This window comes from Fredinandcohnia onubensis (assembly GCF_002734215.1).
Classification (GTDB): Bacteria; Bacillota; Bacilli; order Bacillales; family Bacillaceae_L; genus Ferdinandcohnia; species Ferdinandcohnia onubensis.
Genome location: NZ_NSEB01000028.1, coordinates 289 through 17,603, shown reverse-complemented (window position 1 = coordinate 17,603; position 17,315 = coordinate 289). Strand labels below are relative to the sequence as shown.

The 17,315-nt window shown below is 38.8% G+C and carries 16 protein-coding genes and 1 other annotated feature; all 16 genes read right to left on the bottom strand.

Features of this window, described 5'->3' with window-relative positions:
* Window positions 1-338: 338 nt before the first annotated feature.
* The gene (sigH, locus tag CKK03_RS22860) at window positions 339-992 is read right to left on the bottom strand and encodes an RNA polymerase sporulation sigma factor SigH (protein WP_010284984.1); all 654 of its coding nucleotides are present in this window, start codon (window positions 990-992) and stop codon (window positions 339-341) included.
* Window positions 993-1,124: 132 nt separating this feature from the next.
* Window positions 1,125-1,634 (bottom strand): NYN domain-containing protein, encoded by a 510-nt coding sequence (locus CKK03_RS22855; RefSeq protein WP_099352724.1) that lies wholly within the window; start codon window positions 1,632-1,634, stop codon window positions 1,125-1,127.
* Between the two features lie 5 nt (window positions 1,635-1,639).
* Window positions 1,640-2,383 carry a 23S rRNA (guanosine(2251)-2'-O)-methyltransferase RlmB gene (rlmB, locus tag CKK03_RS22850; protein ID WP_099364805.1) on the bottom strand — a complete coding sequence of 248 codons (744 nt, stop codon included), beginning with the start codon at window positions 2,381-2,383 and terminating at the stop codon, window positions 1,640-1,642.
* 17 nt (window positions 2,384-2,400) lie between these two features.
* Window positions 2,401-2,808, bottom strand: a complete 408-nt coding sequence (locus CKK03_RS22845; protein WP_099352722.1) for a Mini-ribonuclease 3 — start codon at window positions 2,806-2,808, stop codon at window positions 2,401-2,403.
* Between the two features lie 3 nt (window positions 2,809-2,811).
* Window positions 2,812-4,209 carry a cysteine--tRNA ligase gene (cysS, locus tag CKK03_RS22840; RefSeq protein ID WP_099364804.1) on the bottom strand — a complete coding sequence of 466 codons (1,398 nt, stop codon included), beginning with the start codon at window positions 4,207-4,209 and terminating at the stop codon, window positions 2,812-2,814.
* Window positions 4,190-4,858, bottom strand: coding sequence for a serine O-acetyltransferase EpsC (gene epsC / locus CKK03_RS22835; protein ID WP_099364803.1), 669 nt, complete (start codon window positions 4,856-4,858; stop codon window positions 4,190-4,192). The genes cysS and epsC overlap by 20 nt, the downstream gene beginning before the upstream one ends.
* Window positions 4,859-5,037: 179 nt before the next feature.
* Window positions 5,038-5,296 (bottom strand) — a binding site (T-box leader).
* Window positions 5,297-5,342: 46 nt separating this feature from the next.
* Entirely contained in the window at window positions 5,343-6,800 is a 1,458-nt protein-coding gene (gene gltX / locus CKK03_RS22830; RefSeq protein WP_099364802.1) for a glutamate--tRNA ligase, read from the bottom strand.
* Window positions 6,801-6,868: 68 nt separating this feature from the next.
* Complete coding sequence (gene ispF, locus CKK03_RS22825; protein ID WP_099364801.1) at window positions 6,869-7,351, bottom strand: 2-C-methyl-D-erythritol 2,4-cyclodiphosphate synthase; 483 nt, start codon at window positions 7,349-7,351, stop codon at window positions 6,869-6,871.
* 43 nt (window positions 7,352-7,394) lie between these two features.
* The gene (ispD, locus tag CKK03_RS22820; protein WP_099364800.1) at window positions 7,395-8,081 is read right to left on the bottom strand and encodes a 2-C-methyl-D-erythritol 4-phosphate cytidylyltransferase; all 687 of its coding nucleotides are present in this window, start codon (window positions 8,079-8,081) and stop codon (window positions 7,395-7,397) included.
* Window positions 8,082-8,115: 34 nt separating this feature from the next.
* Window positions 8,116-9,207, bottom strand: coding sequence for a PIN/TRAM domain-containing protein (locus CKK03_RS22815; protein ID WP_099364799.1), 1,092 nt, complete (start codon window positions 9,205-9,207; stop codon window positions 8,116-8,118).
* A gap of 279 nt (window positions 9,208-9,486) precedes the next feature.
* Window positions 9,487-10,854: a DNA repair protein RadA gene (gene radA, locus CKK03_RS22810; RefSeq protein WP_099364798.1), complete on the bottom strand. Its 1,368-nt coding sequence runs from the start codon at window positions 10,852-10,854 to the stop codon at window positions 9,487-9,489.
* A 206-nt stretch (window positions 10,855-11,060) separates the two neighbouring features.
* Window positions 11,061-13,514 carry an ATP-dependent protease ATP-binding subunit ClpC gene (gene clpC, locus CKK03_RS22805; protein WP_099364797.1) on the bottom strand — a complete coding sequence of 818 codons (2,454 nt, stop codon included), beginning with the start codon at window positions 13,512-13,514 and terminating at the stop codon, window positions 11,061-11,063.
* Entirely contained in the window at window positions 13,511-14,608 is a 1,098-nt protein-coding gene (gene mcsB / locus CKK03_RS22800) for a protein-arginine kinase McsB (protein WP_099364796.1), read from the bottom strand. Before mcsB ends, clpC begins: the two co-directional genes overlap by 4 nt.
* A gap of 3 nt (window positions 14,609-14,611) precedes the next feature.
* Window positions 14,612-15,157, bottom strand: a complete 546-nt coding sequence (gene mcsA / locus CKK03_RS22795; protein ID WP_099364795.1) for a protein-arginine kinase activator protein McsA — start codon at window positions 15,155-15,157, stop codon at window positions 14,612-14,614.
* Window positions 15,158-15,185: 28 nt separating this feature from the next.
* Entirely contained in the window at window positions 15,186-15,647 is a 462-nt protein-coding gene (locus CKK03_RS22790) for a CtsR family transcriptional regulator (protein WP_099364794.1), read from the bottom strand.
* Between the two features lie 185 nt (window positions 15,648-15,832).
* Window positions 15,833-16,534: an MgtC/SapB family protein gene (locus CKK03_RS22785; RefSeq protein ID WP_099364793.1), complete on the bottom strand. Its 702-nt coding sequence runs from the start codon at window positions 16,532-16,534 to the stop codon at window positions 15,833-15,835.
* Between the last annotated feature and the right edge of the window lie 781 nt (window positions 16,535-17,315).

The following is a 17,315-nucleotide window of genomic DNA, read 5'->3' as shown; positions in this document are numbered from 1 at the left end:
ATTTTTTAGGCCCACACGATGTGGGTCACAAAGACGTTGCAACAGGATGTTGCGCTCTTAGTCTTTGATCTTACGCTCGAAAAGTTACCTTTGAAAAATCGTGGCATCCGCCGGAGGCATAACTTTATTCAGCCATGGTACGTGTATCCCACTGCATTGATTATCATTACTATATCGTCCCTTAACTTAAAAAGATAGGGCCTTCTGAATAAAGTTAAAATGCAGCTTGCATCTTTATTTATGATAAATGTCTCAATTTCCTTAAAAATGTAACACAGGCTTGATTTATATGTCAATACTAGGCCCTGACTGTAAATATTGGTTAAAAACGGTTTCTTTTATAACTTAATCTCTTGAATTTCTAAATACCGTTCTAATTTACGTTTTACACGTTGGAGCGCATTATCTATAGATTTCACATGACGATTTAAATCCTCTGAGATTTCCTGATAGGACCTTCCGTCTAGATATAAGGATAACACCTTACGCTCTAAATCACTTAGGAGCTCTGCCATTTTTAATTCAATGTCATCAAACTTTTCCCTGTTGATGATTAATTCTTCAGGATCTAAAATCTTCGCACCTGAAATAACATCCATTAATGTACGGTCAGATTCTTCATCATATATCGGCTTGTCCAACGAAACATAAGAATTAAGAGGTATGTGCTTCTGTCTTGTCGCGGTTTTAATCGCAGTAATAATCTGACGTGTAATACAAAGTTCTGCAAACGCTTTAAAAGAGGAAAGTTTGTCCTCCTTAAAATCACGAATTGCTTTGTATAGCCCGATCATACCTTCTTGAACAATATCTTCGCGATCTGCTCCTATTAAAAAGTATGATCTGGCTTTTGCACGCACAAAATTTCTATACTTATTAATTAAATAGTCCAATGCTTCACTTTCACCAGCATGGACCAACTCCACGACTTCCTCATCCTCTAGTCGGTCATAATATAATCTGTTGCCATAATCATCGAAGCTTGAACTCACACCGATCCCTCCGACCTACCTTAGAAGTTGTTTCCTACCAAAAACCCTAATGAATAAAGTTAATACGTAATGTTCGTAAAATTCTTTATCTAGAAATATTATACAGGAGTGCTTTTCCAAGCGTCAACCCGCTCATTGCTGTCCACGACGCCATTTTTCAAATATTTCTGCAATTTCGTCAGAAAGTGGAATTTTTGAAACACTTTTTTCTTGATAGGTTTTCTTGACGTCCTTTTGAATTCCAGACTCTACTACTTCCATCTCAGTCAGTAATTCTCGAGCCGATTTCCTTAAGGCCCCTTGTCCAAATATCTGCCATTGCTCGGTAAAATCAGAAGTTGCTACATGGATTTGTGTTTTAATATTATTTAATTGTTGTGCTAGCTTTTCTATCCGTTCATCTGCCGTCTCATTTTCACGCGTAAAAATAACTTCGATTTTTCGACTTTTCATTTTTGATTCAATTCCTGGTACGAGGTGTGCATCAAATACAACGATCACCTTATATCCTGTGTACGCCTGATATTCAGCCATCTTCTCGATTAACAAATCACGCGCTGCTGAAAAGTCCTTTGTTTTAAGATGACGTAGTTCTGGCCATGCACCTATAATGTTGTAGCCATCTACCAGCAGGATATCCATTTGATTTACTCTCCTAACGGATTCCGCTTACGATAAACCTCATACATAAGTAGACTAGCAGCAACAGAAGCATTTAAAGAGGTTACTTTTCCCTGCATCGGTAAATGTAAAAGAAAATCACATTTTTCTTTTACAAGGCGTCCCATGCCTCTACCCTCACTGCCAATAACTAAGCCAATTGACATTTTACCGTCGACATTTCGATAATCCTCTTTTCCCTTCGCATCTGTACCAACAATCCATACCCCACGGTCCTTTAATTCATCAATCGTTCTCGCTAAGTTCGTTACTCGTGCAACTGGAATATACTCAATCGCTCCTGTTGAAGCCTTTGCAACGGTTGCTGTTAATCCTACTGCCCTTCTTTTGGGAATAATTACACCATGTGCTCCAACTGCATCAGCTGTACGAAGGATTGAACCAAGGTTATGAGGGTCCTCTAATTCATCTAACAAGATGATAAAAGGAGCTTCGTTTCGCTTTTCGGCAGCTGCTAAAATATCATCAACTTCTGCATACTCATACGCCGCTACCTGTGCAACAACGCCTTGGTGGTTGCCTTCAACCATCTGGTCAATCTTTTTTTTCGGAACAAATTGAACCATTACGTTACCCTCTTTTGCAAGGGAAGTAATCTGGTTCATTTGCCCTCTGTTGGACCCCTCTGCAATCCAAATTTTATTGATATCACGCTCAGATTTCAATGCTTCAATTACGGGGTTTTTTCCAATAATATAATCACTAGCCATTTCTTTTTCCTCCTTTCTTAGGATTCGATGATTCGAAAAGCCTCTTCAATAATCGAATGGATTCTGTCTGTATCATTTTGTAAAAAGTGAAAACCAAGTAACGCTTCAAACGCTGTACTGTATCGGTATGTCTGGACATCTGTATTTTTAGGAACTGTTCCACTCTTTGCGTTGCGACCCCTTCTGATTACTGCTTTTTCTTCCTCTGAAAAAAACTCTTCATCAAGCATCTCATGGATTACGGCCGACTGTGCTTTAGCCGATACATAATGCTTCGCCTGATTATGGAGTTGATTGGGTCTAACACTCCCCTTTTGTAAGAGGTAATGCCGTACATACATTTCGTATACGGCATCCCCCATATAAGCTAGGGCAAGACTATTTAATTGATGACTATCAATTTGGTTGTCTGATAAAAACTTCATTCATTATCCTCTTTTCCATCTTGTACCTTGAGGAGTGTCTTCTAGAATAATATTCATTGCCTTTAATTGGTCACGAATTTGGTCAGATAAAGCAAAGTCGCGATCTTTTCGTGCTTGGATTCGCTTTGCAATTAGTTCTTCGATTTCCTCATCAAGTAATTGTTCATCTTCTAATTTAAGACCTAGTGTATTAAATAATACCTCGAATTCATGGATAAAGGCTTCGATCACCTTTTCGGCCGTATTTTTTTCCTGTAAATAATAATTGGCCTGTTTCGACAACTCAAACAAAACAGATATTGCATTTGCCGTATTAAAATCATCATCCATTGCCTCAATGAAATCATTGCGAAAAGCTGTGATTTTTTCTAGCCATGTTTCATCATCATTCGTTAGATTCGTACTGCTTTGAAGACGATGATTTAAGTTTGCGTATGAAGTGAGTAATCGTTCTAATGCATTTTTTGTGCTTTCTAGTAATTCAACACTATAGTTAATTGGGTGTCGATAATGGACAGACAGCATGAAAAAGCGTAATACCTGTGGGTCCACGTCTTTGATAATATCGTGAACCAATACAAAGTTACCAAGAGATTTTGACATTTTTTCATTATCGATATTAATATAGCCGTTGTGCATCCAATAATTTGCAAACGTTTTTCCATTCACAGCTTCGGATTGTGCAATTTCATTTTCATGGTGTGGAAACGCTAAGTCTTGACCACCTGCGTGAATATCAATTGTTTCACCTAAGTATCTTTTAGCCATTGCCGAGCACTCGATGTGCCAACCTGGGCGACCATTACCCCACGGGCTTTCCCAATAGATCTCTCCAGGCTTCGCACTTTTCCATAAGACAAAGTCAAGGGCATCCTGCTTCTTATCTCCCACTTCAATCCTCGCACCTACGCGTAGTTCGTCAATGGACTGGTGCGAAAGCTTTCCATACTCCTTGAATTCCCTCGTACGATAGTAAACATCACCTTCTGATTCATAGGCAAAGCCTTTCTCGATAAGAGCCTGGATAAAATCAATAATAATATCCATATTCTCTGTAACCCTTGGATGAACATCCGCCTTTTTGCATCCTAATGCAGACACGTCCTCAAAATAAGCATCGATAAAACGTTCCGCAATAGTTGGCACCTCTTCACCTAACTCATTTGCTGCTTTAATCAATTTATCGTCAACATCTGTAAAATTAGATACATAATGAACATCATAGCCTCTAAATTCAAAATAACGACGAACTGTATCAAATACTATGGCAGGCCGTGCATTTCCAATATGGATATAGTTATAAACGGTTGGACCACACACATACATTTTTACTTTATTTGCCTCAAGTGGTTTAAACTCTTCCTTCTTACGAGTTAGCGTATTATAAAGGTGAATGGACATTATCCTTTGCTCCTTCCTTATGTTGGATTACTTTTTTTAGGCTTTCAATTTCGTTTTCTAGTTCTCTAATTTTATCTAAAACCGGATCTGGTAAATCGCGGTGATTTAAATCCTTGCTATTTCTTACTTTAATACCATCCTGGATTACAACCCTACCGGGGATACCGACGACGGTGGAATTCGGAGGAACATCTTGCAGAACAACCGAACCCGCTCCTACTTTTGAATTCTCTCCAATTGTAATCGATCCTAATACTTTGGCTCCTGTTGCAATCAGTGCATTATCCTTAATCGTTGGATGCCGCTTTCCTTTTTCTTTCCCTGTTCCACCAAGGGTTACCCCCTGAAACACTGTCACATTGTCCCCAATTTCACAGGTCTCACCAATCACTACGCCCATCCCATGGTCAATGAAAAATCGACGGCCAATTTTAGCACCAGGGTGAATTTCAATTCCTGTGAAGAAACGACTTATTTGCGAAACAGTTCTAGCTAAGAAAAACAATTTCCGTTTAAAAAGAAAATGTGCCACTCGGTGTGACCAAATTGCATGCAATCCGGAGTAAGTCAGCATCACCTCAAAATGAGTTCTTGCAGCTGGGTCCTGTTCAAACACAACTTCGATATCCTCTTTCATTCGCTTAAACACAATCAACCCTCCTTATAAGAAAAGCGCGAGCGCCTTGCTCAGCCCCGCCAAGCACAAGTCAAGCGCTGACAGAAGGCGCTCTTTGCCTTCAGAAGCGATTGGATTGTAACCTCGAGGGGTTAGGCGCTGAAGCTAGACATTACCTTTTTGTCAAAATAAAAAGCGCCCCTGTGTAAAAACACAGAGACGCTCAATCGCGCGGTTCCACTCTGTTTAGGCAATCAATGGTATCCATTACCTCAACTTAATCTCGTAACGGTGAGACTCCGCTTTTATCTACTACATAAATGGTTCGATAAAAGACTCAAAGGTGCATTTCAATAAGCGTTTCCCATAAACCACTTTCAGCCGGTGATGGTTCTCTCTGTTCATATTTGCCCGAGTCGTGCAAATACTTAATGTCAACCACTTATTTACTCTCCTTATCAACACTTTTAGATTATATAATTGATTAACTATACTATATTACATTTTCAACAAGATGTTAACTAATTAAACTATTTAGGCGTGAAATTATTTTTTCTTTTCCTAGTAGATGAATTGCTTGTGGCAGATCAGGTCCATGAAGTTGACCTGTTGCGGCCGCACGAATTGGCATGAAAAGATTCTTCCCTTTTTGTCCAGTTCCTTTTTGAACAGCTTTAATCGCCGCCTTAATTTCAGCAGCGCCGAATGTTTCAAGACCTTCAACCTCTTGTAAAAACGCCTTTAATACTTCAGGAACTGTTTCACCTGCAAGAACTTCCTTCGCATCCTCTTCAATCGTTAACTCTTCTCTAAAGAAAAGCTCTGTTAATTCAACAATCTCAGCGCCGTAGCTCATTTTTTCTTGATGAAGCGCAATTAAATCTTGTGCCCATTGCTTGTCAATGTCACTTAATGGCTCATTTAATCTACCAGCTTTAATTAAGTGTGGCAATGATAGTTCTACTAAGCGATCTAATTCTATATTCTTCATATATTGGTTGTTCATCCAAGTAAGCTTTTGTGTATCGAATACAGCAGGTGATTTTGAAAGACGTGCCGGATCAAAGATCTCAATAAACTCCTCTTTTGTATGAAGCTCTTCTTCTCCAACCGGTGACCATCCTAATAGAGTGATGAAGTTAAATAAAGCTTCAGGAAGATATCCAAGTTCTTCATACTGTTCAATAAATTGAATAATCGACTCATCACGCTTACTAAGCTTTTTACGGCTTTCGTTTACAATCAATGTCATATGCCCAAAGGTTGGAATATCCCAGTTAAATGCCTCATACACCACCATTTGCTTCGGTGTATTTGAAATATGATCTTCTCCACGTAACACATGTGAAATTTCCATTAAGTGATCATCAATTACTACGGCAAAATTATAAGTAGGTGTTCCATCCTTTTTCACGATAACATAATCGCCCATGCCTTCAGACTCAAAAGAAATCTCGCCTTTAACCATGTCATTAAACGTGAACATCTTTCCTTCAGGAATGATGATACGAATACTTGGTTGTCTTCCTTCATTTTCTAAAGCTTGTTGTTGGTCCTTTGTTAAGTGACGACATTTTCCTGAATAATGAGGAGTCTCGCCACGTTCAATTTGCTCTTCACGCTCTTTTTCAATCTCTTCTTCCGTACAATAGCATTTATAAGCGAGTCCTTTATCTAGTAACTCTGTATAATACTTTTCATAAATCTCATTACGCTCTGATTGACGGTATGGGCCATACTCACCACCAACATCTGGTCCTTCGTCCCAATCAATGCCAAGCCATTTTAAATATTTAAGCTGGCTCTCTTCTCCGCCTTCAATATTTCTTTTCTTATCTGTATCTTCAATACGGATAATGAATTTTCCATTTTGGTTTCTAGCATAGAGATAATTAAATAAAGCCGTTCTTGCATTTCCAATATGTAAATGTCCTGTTGGACTTGGTGCATATCGCACTCGAACGTTATTTGACATTTATGTACCCTCCGTTACGACCTTTGTATCATTGATATTTTAACACCACTTTGTTTACTGTCAAAGAATTAGTTATCTTCCTTTAACAATAGCACTGTAGCTTGTGCTGCAATTCCCTCACCACGACCCGCAAAGCCTAATTTTTCAGTTGTTGTGGCTTTTACATTCACCTGAGAAGGGTCTGCTTCTAACAATTCGGCAATTCGTCCTCTGATTTGTTCAATATACGGTGCCATTTTAGGCTTTTGAGCAATAATGGTACAGTCGATATTTCCAAGCTTATACCCTTTGCTCCTTACCAGCCCCCATACATGCTGTTGAAGTTTTGCAGAATCGGCATCCTTAAAATTCGGGTCTGTATCCGGAAAATGCTTGCCTATGTCTCCTTCACCAATCGCGCCAAGACATGCATCAGATACTGTGTGCAGCAATACATCTGCATCAGAATGGCCTAATAATCCTTTTTCATATGGGATTGTAATTCCACCTATAATTAACGGGCGTCCTTCAACCAATTGATGAACATCAAAGCCCTGCCCAATACGAAACATGGGTTCTCCCCCTTTTTATCAAGTTGTTTACTCCAGAAATAATTTAGCTTGTCCAGTTTTGTAAGATCGCTTCAGCAAAAATTAAGTCATCTGGAGTCGTAAGTTTAATATTTAAGTAATCGCCTCTAACAATATAAACTTGTTTCGGAATTCTTTCAACGAGACTCGCTTCATCCGTCCCGAGAAAATCTTCTTTTCTAGCTAATTCATGTGCTTCTTGTAAGATAGAAACATGAAAAGCTTGTGGGGTTTGGATTGCCCACAAGCTAGAACGTTCAACTGTCTCTTCCACATATAAATCACTAGAGGCGCGTTTAATTGTATCCTTTACGGGAACTGCTAGTACAGCCGCTCCCTTTTCTGCTGCCACACTTACTAATTCATGAACATGCTTTTGTTTCAGAAAAGGTCTGGCACCATCATGAACCAACACAATATCTGTATCTTTTGCTGCTAGTAAGCCATTATAGACACTATACTGTCGCTCACTGCCACCCTGGACCAAAGAAACAACCTTTTGAATGCGATATGTTTGAAGCAATTCTTCAAAGATTAGCTGTTCATCCTTATTGATCACTAAAATGATTCCTGAACACATTGGATCCTGTTCAAAAACTCTTAATGTATGAACAATTACTGGTATTGATTGCAATTCGATGAATTGTTTATTCTTTCCTGCATTCATTCTCTTTCCTTGACCAGCAGCAGGAATTATAACCTGATAATTCACCACGTAGCGCCCCTATCGATGTTTAAGTATTCAATTATAAAGCTTTTTCAAGCAACTTTGGCTTTGCGAAAATCATTCGACCCGCTGATGTTTGTAACACACTTGTTACAAGTACATCAATGCGTTTTCCGATATAATCACGACCTTCTTCAACGACAATCATTGTGCCGTCATCTAAGTAAGCAACACCCTGATTATGTTCTTTTCCATCCTTAATGACCTGCACACTCAATTCTTCACCAGGTAACACAACTGGTTTCACAGCATTTGCTAAGTCATTAATGTTCAATACTGCTACATTTTGCAGCTCACAAACCTTGTTAAGGTTAAAGTCATTTGTCACGACTACACCCATCGTTAATTTCGCAAGTTTCACTAACTTACTATCAACCTCTTGTATATCGTCAAAGTCACCTTCGTAAATATCTACCTTGATTGATAGTTCTTTTTGAATTCGGTTTAAAATATCCAAACCTCTTCTACCACGGTTTCGCTTTAACACGTCTGAAGAATCCGCAATATGCTGGAGTTCCTCTAAAACAAATCGTGGAATGACAATGGTTCCTTCAAGAAATCCCGTTTGGCAAATATCTGCAATACGTCCATCAATAATTACACTTGTATCCAAAATTTTAAGCTTTTTGGCCTGTTGGTTAACTTCCTCGTCCTCTAAGCCTTTTTTCTTCCCAGCACGGTTAATAGAGAATAAGTTCACAAGCTCATCCCGCTTTTTGAAACCAACCTGGAATCCTAAGTATCCCAAAAGCAGGGTTATGAAAATAGGAAGCACTGTATTTACAACTGAAAATGTAATCCGGTCTAATGGAATCACAATTAAAAATGCAACAATTAAACCTGAAATTAAACCTAGGCTTCCAAATAACACATCTGTAACAGGAGCTTTGATCAATGACTCTTCAAGCCATTTAATTAGACCTACGATATAATCTACTAACCAAAAAGTAACAATAAATAATATAATAGCACCTAAAATCGCAAGCGTATATGAGTTATTTAAGTATGGAATATTGTCGATATTTAACAGCTTAAGTAAATCAGGTAGATATACAATTCCAAGCATACCTCCGACGATTAGAAAAAATAGCTGCACAATACGTTTTAACATTCCTTCACCTCCTCCTATTCATTATAATCACTTTATAATAATTGAAACCTACAATAAATAGCTTTTTTCAAAATGTAAACAGAATGACATAGACGTGTAAACGATACCTATATATTATTTTAAAATCCTACTAAAATTATTACTGCTCCTGTAAAAAAATATTATAAGCATACGCAACACGGCAAGAAAGTGGTATGTCCATTTGTTCACACTTACTATACGTAAAAAGAAGCAAAGATGTTTCATTTTTTACTCGATTTTTTTATACCAATATTTAAGCTATCCTAGTGTATGTTGAATAGCCTGCCTTATATCACTTACGCCGATAACTTCAATGCCCTTTGGAATGGTCCATCCACCAAGATTACGTTCAGGAAGGATTACTCGCTTAAAACCAAGCTTTGCTGCTTCTTGGACCCGCTGCTCGATACGAGAAACTCTTCTTACCTCACCGGTTAAACCAACCTCTCCAATAATAACGTCTGCCGGATTTGTTGCTTGATCTCTGAAACTTGAAGCAATACTTAAAGCAACAGCTAAATCAATTGCTGGTTCATCTAATTTCACTCCACCTGCAACCTTCAAATAGGCATCTTGGTTTTGCAAAAGAAAACCTGCTCTTTTTTCTAATACAGCCATTAATAGCGATACCCGGTTATGGTCAATCCCAGTTGCCATTCGTCGTGGATTTCCAAAGCTAGTTGGTGAAATCAATGCCTGAATTTCAACGAGAACCGGTCGTGTCCCTTCCATTGAGGCAACAACCGTTGATCCTGCAGATCCTGCAGAACGCTCTTCTAGAAAAATTTCAGATGGATTTGCAACCTCTTCAAGGCCTGTTTCCTTCATCTCAAAAATACCCATTTCATTGGTTGAACCAAAACGGTTTTTCACTGCACGTAGTATTCGGTATGTATGATGACGTTCCCCCTCAAAGTAAAGAACCGTATCAACCATATGTTCCAATAAACGTGGGCCTGCAATATTCCCCTCTTTCGTAACATGACCAACAATAAAAATAGCTATCCCATTTGTTTTTGCAATTCGCATTAACTCTGCTGTACATTCACGCACCTGTGACACACTACCAGGAGCAGAGGCAATATCAGAGTGATAAATCGTCTGAATGGAGTCAATGACTACAAAAGAAGGTTTAAGCTCAGAAATTGTCTGGGAAATAAATTCGAGGTCCGTTTCCGCTAAGACATACAATTGATCAGAGGAAACACCTAGGCGATCAGATCGTAGCTTAGTTTGCTTGACCGATTCTTCTCCGGAAATATATAAAACTTTGTCTTGTTTGGCTAATTGAGAGGATACTTGTAGCAGTAAGGTAGACTTTCCTATACCTGGGTCTCCCCCAATTAGGACAAGCGAACCCCTGACGATCCCGCCGCCAAGTACGCGATTAAATTCTTGGTTTGCTGTATACATTCTTGGTTCATTTTCTGACTCGATTGAAGTGATTGGTGAAGGCGTTCGTTGAACTGTGGGACTTGAATGAGTAAAAGCACCTTTTCTAGCTGGCTTATGCAAGGTTTCCTCGACTAATGAATTCCACGCACCACATCCAGGACATTTTCCCATCCATTTTGGTGTTTCATAGCCACAGGATTGACAGGTGAATTTCGTTTTTGTTTTTGCCATCGTCATTAATCCTTTCTTTATTAGAAAAGCGCAAGGCGCCCGTTAATCGGCGACAAGCACAAGATAAGCGCTGAAAGAAGGCGCTTTTTGCCTTCAGAAGCGATTAGCTTGTGACCTCGAGCCGATGGCGCCAGGAGCTAGACATTGTTTAGAAAAAAGAGGTATACACAGACTATATAATGTATACCTCTTTTACAATTTACATGTTATTTCACTGTTTCTTTTGTTTCTTCGACTTCCTTCGTTTGAATAACAAATTCTCCGTTATCGAAGTCCATAACAATTTTCTTTCCTTTTTCTATTTTACCGCGTAATAGCTCTTCAGACAAACGGTCTTCAATTTGTTTTTGGATCGCACGGCGTAATGGACGTGCCCCATATTCAGGATCATAGCCTTCCTCAGCAATTCGGTCTTTAGCCGCATCTGTTAACTCAAGCTCAAAGTCTTGCTCTTTTAGACGTTTCGTTAACTGATCTGACATGAGTGTTACAATTTCCTTCAGATGTTTCTTCTCTAGTGAGTGGAAGACGATAATTTCATCAATACGGTTAAGGAATTCTGGTCGGAATGCTTTCTTCAATTCCTCCATTACCTTATCCTTCATGTTCTTATAATCTTGCTTTTCATCTTCCATTGCAAACCCAACATATTTGTTACGCTTTAATGTGCTAGCTCCGACGTTTGAAGTCATAATTAAAATCGTATTTCTAAAATCAACGGTGCGGCCTTTTGAATCTGTCAAACGACCATCCTCAAGTACTTGAAGTAATATATTAAACACATCTGGATGTGCCTTTTCAATCTCATCTAATAAAATGACGGAGTATGGTTTGCGACGTACCTTCTCAGTTAATTGGCCGCCCTCTTCATAGCCTACATACCCTGGAGGTGAGCCCACTAGTCTAGATGTGGAATGCTTCTCCATGTACTCAGACATATCTACACGAATCATTGCATCTTCATCACCGAAAATAGATTCAGCAAGAGCACGAGCCAGTTCTGTTTTACCTACGCCCGTTGGGCCGAGGAAAATAAATGAACCTGTTGGGCGCTTCGGATCTTTTAATCCTGCACGTGAACGTCTAACTGCCTTGGAAACGGCTTTAACTGCCTCTTCCTGACCGATTACTCGTGAATGGAGGATTTCTTCCATGTTCAATAATTTATTCGCTTCTGTTTGTGCTAGCTTTGATACAGGGACCCCAGTCCAGCTTGATACGACCATTGCGATATCATCCACTGTAACCTCAGAGTTCTCTTGCCCCTGCTTTTCCTTCCAGTTTTTCTTCGTTTCTTCTAACTGCTCACGAAGACGTTGCTCAGAATCACGTAATGATGCTGCTTTTTCAAACTCTTGACTTTGAACCGCTGCATCCTTTTCCTTGCGAACTTCTTCAAGCTTTTGTTCAAGCTCCTTTAAATTTGGTGGTGCAGTGTATGAACGAAGACGAACCTTTGAACCAGCCTCATCAATCAAGTCAATTGCTTTATCAGGCAGAAAGCGGTCTGAAATATAGCGATCTGACAGTTTAACAGCTTGAACGATAGACTCATCTGAGATTGACACTCTATGATGCGCTTCATAACGATCGCGTAATCCTTTTAAAATTAAAATAGATTCATCAACAGTTGGTTCATCCACTTGAATTGGTTGGAAGCGTCGCTCTAAAGCAGCATCCTTTTCAATATATTTTCGATATTCGTCTAATGTTGTAGCACCAATACATTGTAGTTCACCACGAGCAAGTGATGGTTTTAAGATATTTGACGCATCAATTGCCCCTTCTGCTCCACCTGCTCCAATTAGGGTGTGAAGTTCATCTATAAATAGAATGATATTGCCAGCTTGACGAATTTCATCCATTACCTTTTTTAGGCGGTCTTCAAATTCCCCGCGGTATTTAGTACCCGCAACCACAGTACCCATATCAAGGGTCATTACTCTCTTATCACGAAGCGTTTCTGGTACTTCATTATTGATAATTTGCTGGGCTAATCCTTCTGCAATTGCCGTTTTACCAACACCAGGCTCTCCGATTAGAACTGGGTTGTTTTTCGTACGACGGCTAAGTACCTCAATCACACGTTGAATTTCTTTACTACGGCCAATAACTGGATCAAGGCTACCTTCTCTTGCAATCGAAGTTAAATCACGCGCTAAACTATCAAGAGTTGGGGTATTGGCATTTGTAGAGCCTCCACCATGATGTCCTGATGATGACTCATTGCTTCCCAATAGCTGAAGAACCTGCTGACGGGCTTTATTTAAGCTCACTCCAAGATTGTTTAATACTCGTGCAGCGACGCCTTCCCCTTCACGAATTAATCCAAGTAGGATATGCTCTGTACCCACATAAGAGTGACCTAGCTTACGAGCCTCATCCATGGATAACTCGATTACCTTTTTTGCACGTGGGGTATAATGAATCGTCTGTGACCCCTCTTGACCACGACCGATTAAAGCTTCTACCTCTTTTTGAATTTTTTCAGGTCCTAATCCTAATGCAAGTAAGGCCTTTGCAGCGATTCCTTCGCCTTCGCGAATAAGACCTAATAATACATGTTCAGTTCCAATATTGTTATGCCCTAATCGTACAGCTTCCTCTTGAGCTAAAGCTAATACCTTTTGTGCACGCTCAGTAAATCTGCCAAACATCATAACCCATCACCCTCCATGTCAGTAGTCTTATTATTTTCTAGCTTCAATCTTTCTCGAATGATAGACGCTCTTTTAACGTCTCTTTCATTTGGCCTTAATGCCCCACCAGCATATGATTGTAGGAATCCAGGTTGTGTTAAAACCATGAGTTCATTAAGGATACTTCTTGATATATCTTTTATATAGCCAAGATCTATACCTAATCGGACATCTGATAAACACTTTGCTGCTTCCTTCGATTCAATGATCCGACTATTAGCTAAAACCCCATAGGAACGGAATACTCGGTCCTCTAACTGAATATTAGAGGTTTTTACCAAAGCTTCTCGTGCAGAACGTTCTTGCGCAATCAGCTGAGCAACAACACTCTCTAAATCTTCAACAATATCTTCTTCCGTCTTTCCAAGCGTAATCTGATTAGAAATTTGAAAAATATTTCCTAACGCCTCACTGCCCTCACCATATATTCCTCTTACAACAAGGCCAAGTTGATTGATTGCCGGGATAATTCGACTCATTTGATGAGTTAAGATAAGTGCTGGCAGATGCATCATCACAGAAGCACGTATCCCAGTCCCTACATTCGTCGGGCAGCTGGTTAAATAACCTCTTGTTTCATCAAATGCGTAATCGACATGCTCTTCAATCCAATCATCTAGATTGTTTGCGACCCTTAACGCTTCAGATAATTGTAACCCTGGGAATAAACATTGTATTCGAATATGGTCCTCTTCATTAATCATAATGCTAATTTCTTCATTTTCAGATAAAAGACAAGCCCCAAACGGAGAGTCCTCAGCTAAATGCGGGCTTATCAAATGTTTTTCAACAAGCACCCTCTTTTCAATTGGTTGAAGCTCCATCATTTTTAATAATTCCATTTCTCCAATTGACGGAAAACTCTTCCCTGAAAAGCCCTTTTGGAAGACTTCCACAATTTGCTGAGCTTCTTCATTTGAATACACTGTTGAAAAGGGGACATTTTTCAAATTTCGAGCAAGCCTGATCCTTGAACTTAAGACAATATCCGAATCCGGCCCTTCTTGACTCATCCAAGAGCTTAAGGCTTGATTGATAAAATGCTCAAGTGACATTGATTATACCTCCCCCTCTTTGTAACCACTTAGCTTTTTCTCTAAAGCCCTTACGTGGTCACGAACTTCTGCAGCCTTTTCAAATTCCTCTAGGGAAATATATTCCTGCATCTTTTGCTTTAATTGTTCAATCTCTTTCCGGATATGGAAGGAGCCTCCGATTCGTTTTGGAATTTTCCCTGTATGATGTGTATTACCACTATGCAGACGTTTTAAGATTGGGGTAAGTTGTTTTTCAAAGGTTGGATAGCAATGCGAGCAGCCAAACCGACCTACCTTTGCAAATTGTTGAAAAGTCATTTTACAGTTTTTACATTGTAAAATCTCATCTTGTTGAAAAGCATTTTGTTTTGAACCTGCAAGTGGTTCAAATTGTAGAAGTCCTGCTAATAAGTTATCTATTGAAAAGCCAGATGTGCCTGGAAACATAAACATCTCACTTTTTTCTTGAGCACAATGTTCACATATATGAACCTCTGTCTTTTCACCGTTAATAATCTTTGTAAAATGTAATGTCGCAGGACGTTGATTGCATTCTTGGCATATCATGTTAAGCACCTTCCTACTTCTAACCTTATTATCTATACATGAGGGATGTTAGCATTGCCTTTAACATTCGTGCTCTCAACTCATCCCGATGAGGAAGCTCAATAAACAAGACGGAACGGTCAATTACACTAAGCATGATCTTCGCCTCTCTTTTCGAGATTACTTCCTCCTCAACCAAGCGCAAAATCACATCTTCCGCACTCGTTTGAGAGATCCGTTTGTCTATAAGGCGAACGAGTTGATTAATCAACTGAGAATCATTATTCGTCTTTACCTTCATAATACGAATATAACCCCCACCACCTCGTTTACTTTCAACTAAATATCCTCTCTCCAGCGTAAACCGTGTATTAATTACATAGTTAATTTGAGATGGGACACATTCAAATTTATCGGCAATCTCACTTCTTTTAATTTCAACTATAGCTCGATCACTTGTATCAAGAACACTTTTTAGATAGTGTTCGATGATATCAGATATATTCCTCATTATGACCACACCTCACCTTGACCTTGACTTTGACTATATTTGACTATAACTATAATATAAAATGACCGCACTAATTTTTCAACTGTTTCGCTTTTCAAATTGAACGTCAAAATTATTTAGGCAATCATTTTTAAGGCATTTACTATCCTATACTTTCCAATTCTAGTACCCCTCTAAACACCAAATCAGAAAATTTTTTGCACCATTTCTTGTTTTGACATTTCTTCATACAATCGCAAACGTTCATTTTTACTTCCGACCTCAACATCAATTGTGTACTGGCAATTATTATTAATTTTATCCTTCGAGTACTTAATATTAAAATCCCTTACCCGAAAACCATTATCTTTAAATAGATGTAAGATTGAAGAAAATGACGATATATCTTCATTGATAATAATATGAATAACTTTTCTTTTTCTGGATTTAAAGAAGAATTCCTCAAACCGATTAAGGAAAATTAAGCTCAGTAAAACAACTATTGTTGTTAATATGGCAGGAGCATACATGCCTAATCCGATAATTAAACCTAAACCAGCAACCACCCAAATGGAAGCTGCAGTCGTTAACCCCCGAACCGTTGCATCCCTAACAAGAATGGTACCAGCACCTAAAAATCCGATACCACTAATAACATAGGAAGGAATCCGTGCTGGATCAAAACGTACATTTGTACTCATTTCTAAATAAGGCTGAAACCCATAAATCGACATTAACATCATTAAACAAGAGCCAACCCCAACTAGCAAATGTGTACGAAACCCAGCAGGGTGTTTATGTACTTCCCTCTCCAATCCAACTAACCCGCACAATAACGCCGCTAAAAAAATCCGTATCGACATCGTTAAAAATTCTTCTGTTTGGAACGATGCAATAAAATCAATCATGTTACATCCTCCCCTTTTATATATATGCAAAAACCTTTTATTAGGTATTCGATAGGCAATCTAAATCCCCTTTTTTAAACAAGAAAAAAATTTAGTGTTTTATAAGTATACGATTCACCAATTAAATTATGATTTCTGAGGACCCATTTTTTTAGAATAGTAATTAATACTTATAACTAAGACATTTTTATCATAAACAATCTGATACAAATTCATGATATTGCATGTAAAATTTAACATAGTTATGGGGAGTTAAGATTAAAAAGGGCGTGTTTTTTTGGGGGGGCTGAGGTATTTTGGATAGTATGTTTAATGTAAATCAATAGAGGCTTCGACGGTACTGCTGGTGTATCGTTTATATGCTGTTTGCGATATACCGTTTATTGTTTTGCGAGCTAGCGATATACTGTTTAGGCTGTTTGCGGTATAGTACTTATTGTTTTGCGATATGTTGCTATACCGTTTAAGACATCTGCGGTATAGCATTTATTGTTTCTCGGGTTGGTGATATACCGTTTAGGACGTTTGCGGTATAGCATTTATTGTTTTGCGATATGGCAATATACCGTTTAGGCTGTTTGCAGTATAGCGCTTATTGTTTTGCGATATGACAATATACCGTTTAGTCCGTTTGCGGTATAGCTTTTATCATTTTGCGATATGGCAATTTACCGTTTAGGTTGTTTGCGGTATAGCACTTATTGTTTTTCAATATGGCGATATACCGTTTAGGACGTTTGCAGTATAGCACTTATTGTTTTTCAATATGACGATATACCGT

Excerpts from the sequence above, each read along its gene's own strand:
- CKK03_RS22855 (WP_099352724.1), bottom strand. The coding sequence starts at position 1,634 with ATGGATATCCTGCTGGTAGATGGCTACAACATTATAGGTGCATGGCCA.
- rlmB (WP_099364805.1), bottom strand. The coding sequence starts at position 2,383 with ATGGCTAGTGATTATATTATTGGAAAAAACCCCGTAATTGAAGCATTG.
- CKK03_RS22845 (WP_099352722.1), bottom strand. The coding sequence starts at position 2,808 with ATGAAGTTTTTATCAGACAACCAAATTGATAGTCATCAATTAAATAGT.
- cysS (WP_099364804.1), bottom strand. The coding sequence starts at position 4,209 with ATGTCCATTCACCTTTATAATACGCTAACTCGTAAGAAGGAAGAGTTT.
- gltX (WP_099364802.1), bottom strand. The coding sequence starts at position 6,800 with ATGTCAAATAACGTTCGAGTGCGATATGCACCAAGTCCAACAGGACAT.
- ispF (WP_099364801.1), bottom strand. The coding sequence starts at position 7,351 with ATGTTTCGTATTGGGCAGGGCTTTGATGTTCATCAATTGGTTGAAGGA.
- CKK03_RS22815 (WP_099364799.1), bottom strand. The coding sequence starts at position 9,207 with ATGTTAAAACGTATTGTGCAGCTATTTTTTCTAATCGTCGGAGGTATG.
- radA (WP_099364798.1), bottom strand. The coding sequence starts at position 10,854 with ATGGCAAAAACAAAAACGAAATTCACCTGTCAATCCTGTGGCTATGAA.
- clpC (WP_099364797.1), bottom strand. The coding sequence starts at position 13,514 with ATGATGTTTGGCAGATTTACTGAGCGTGCACAAAAGGTATTAGCTTTA.
- mcsB (WP_099364796.1), bottom strand. The coding sequence starts at position 14,608 with ATGTCACTTGAGCATTTTATCAATCAAGCCTTAAGCTCTTGGATGAGT.
- mcsA (WP_099364795.1), bottom strand. The coding sequence starts at position 15,157 with ATGATATGCCAAGAATGCAATCAACGTCCTGCGACATTACATTTTACA.
- CKK03_RS22790 (WP_099364794.1), bottom strand. The coding sequence starts at position 15,647 with ATGAGGAATATATCTGATATCATCGAACACTATCTAAAAAGTGTTCTT.
- CKK03_RS22785 (WP_099364793.1), bottom strand. The coding sequence starts at position 16,534 with ATGATTGATTTTATTGCATCGTTCCAAACAGAAGAATTTTTAACGATG.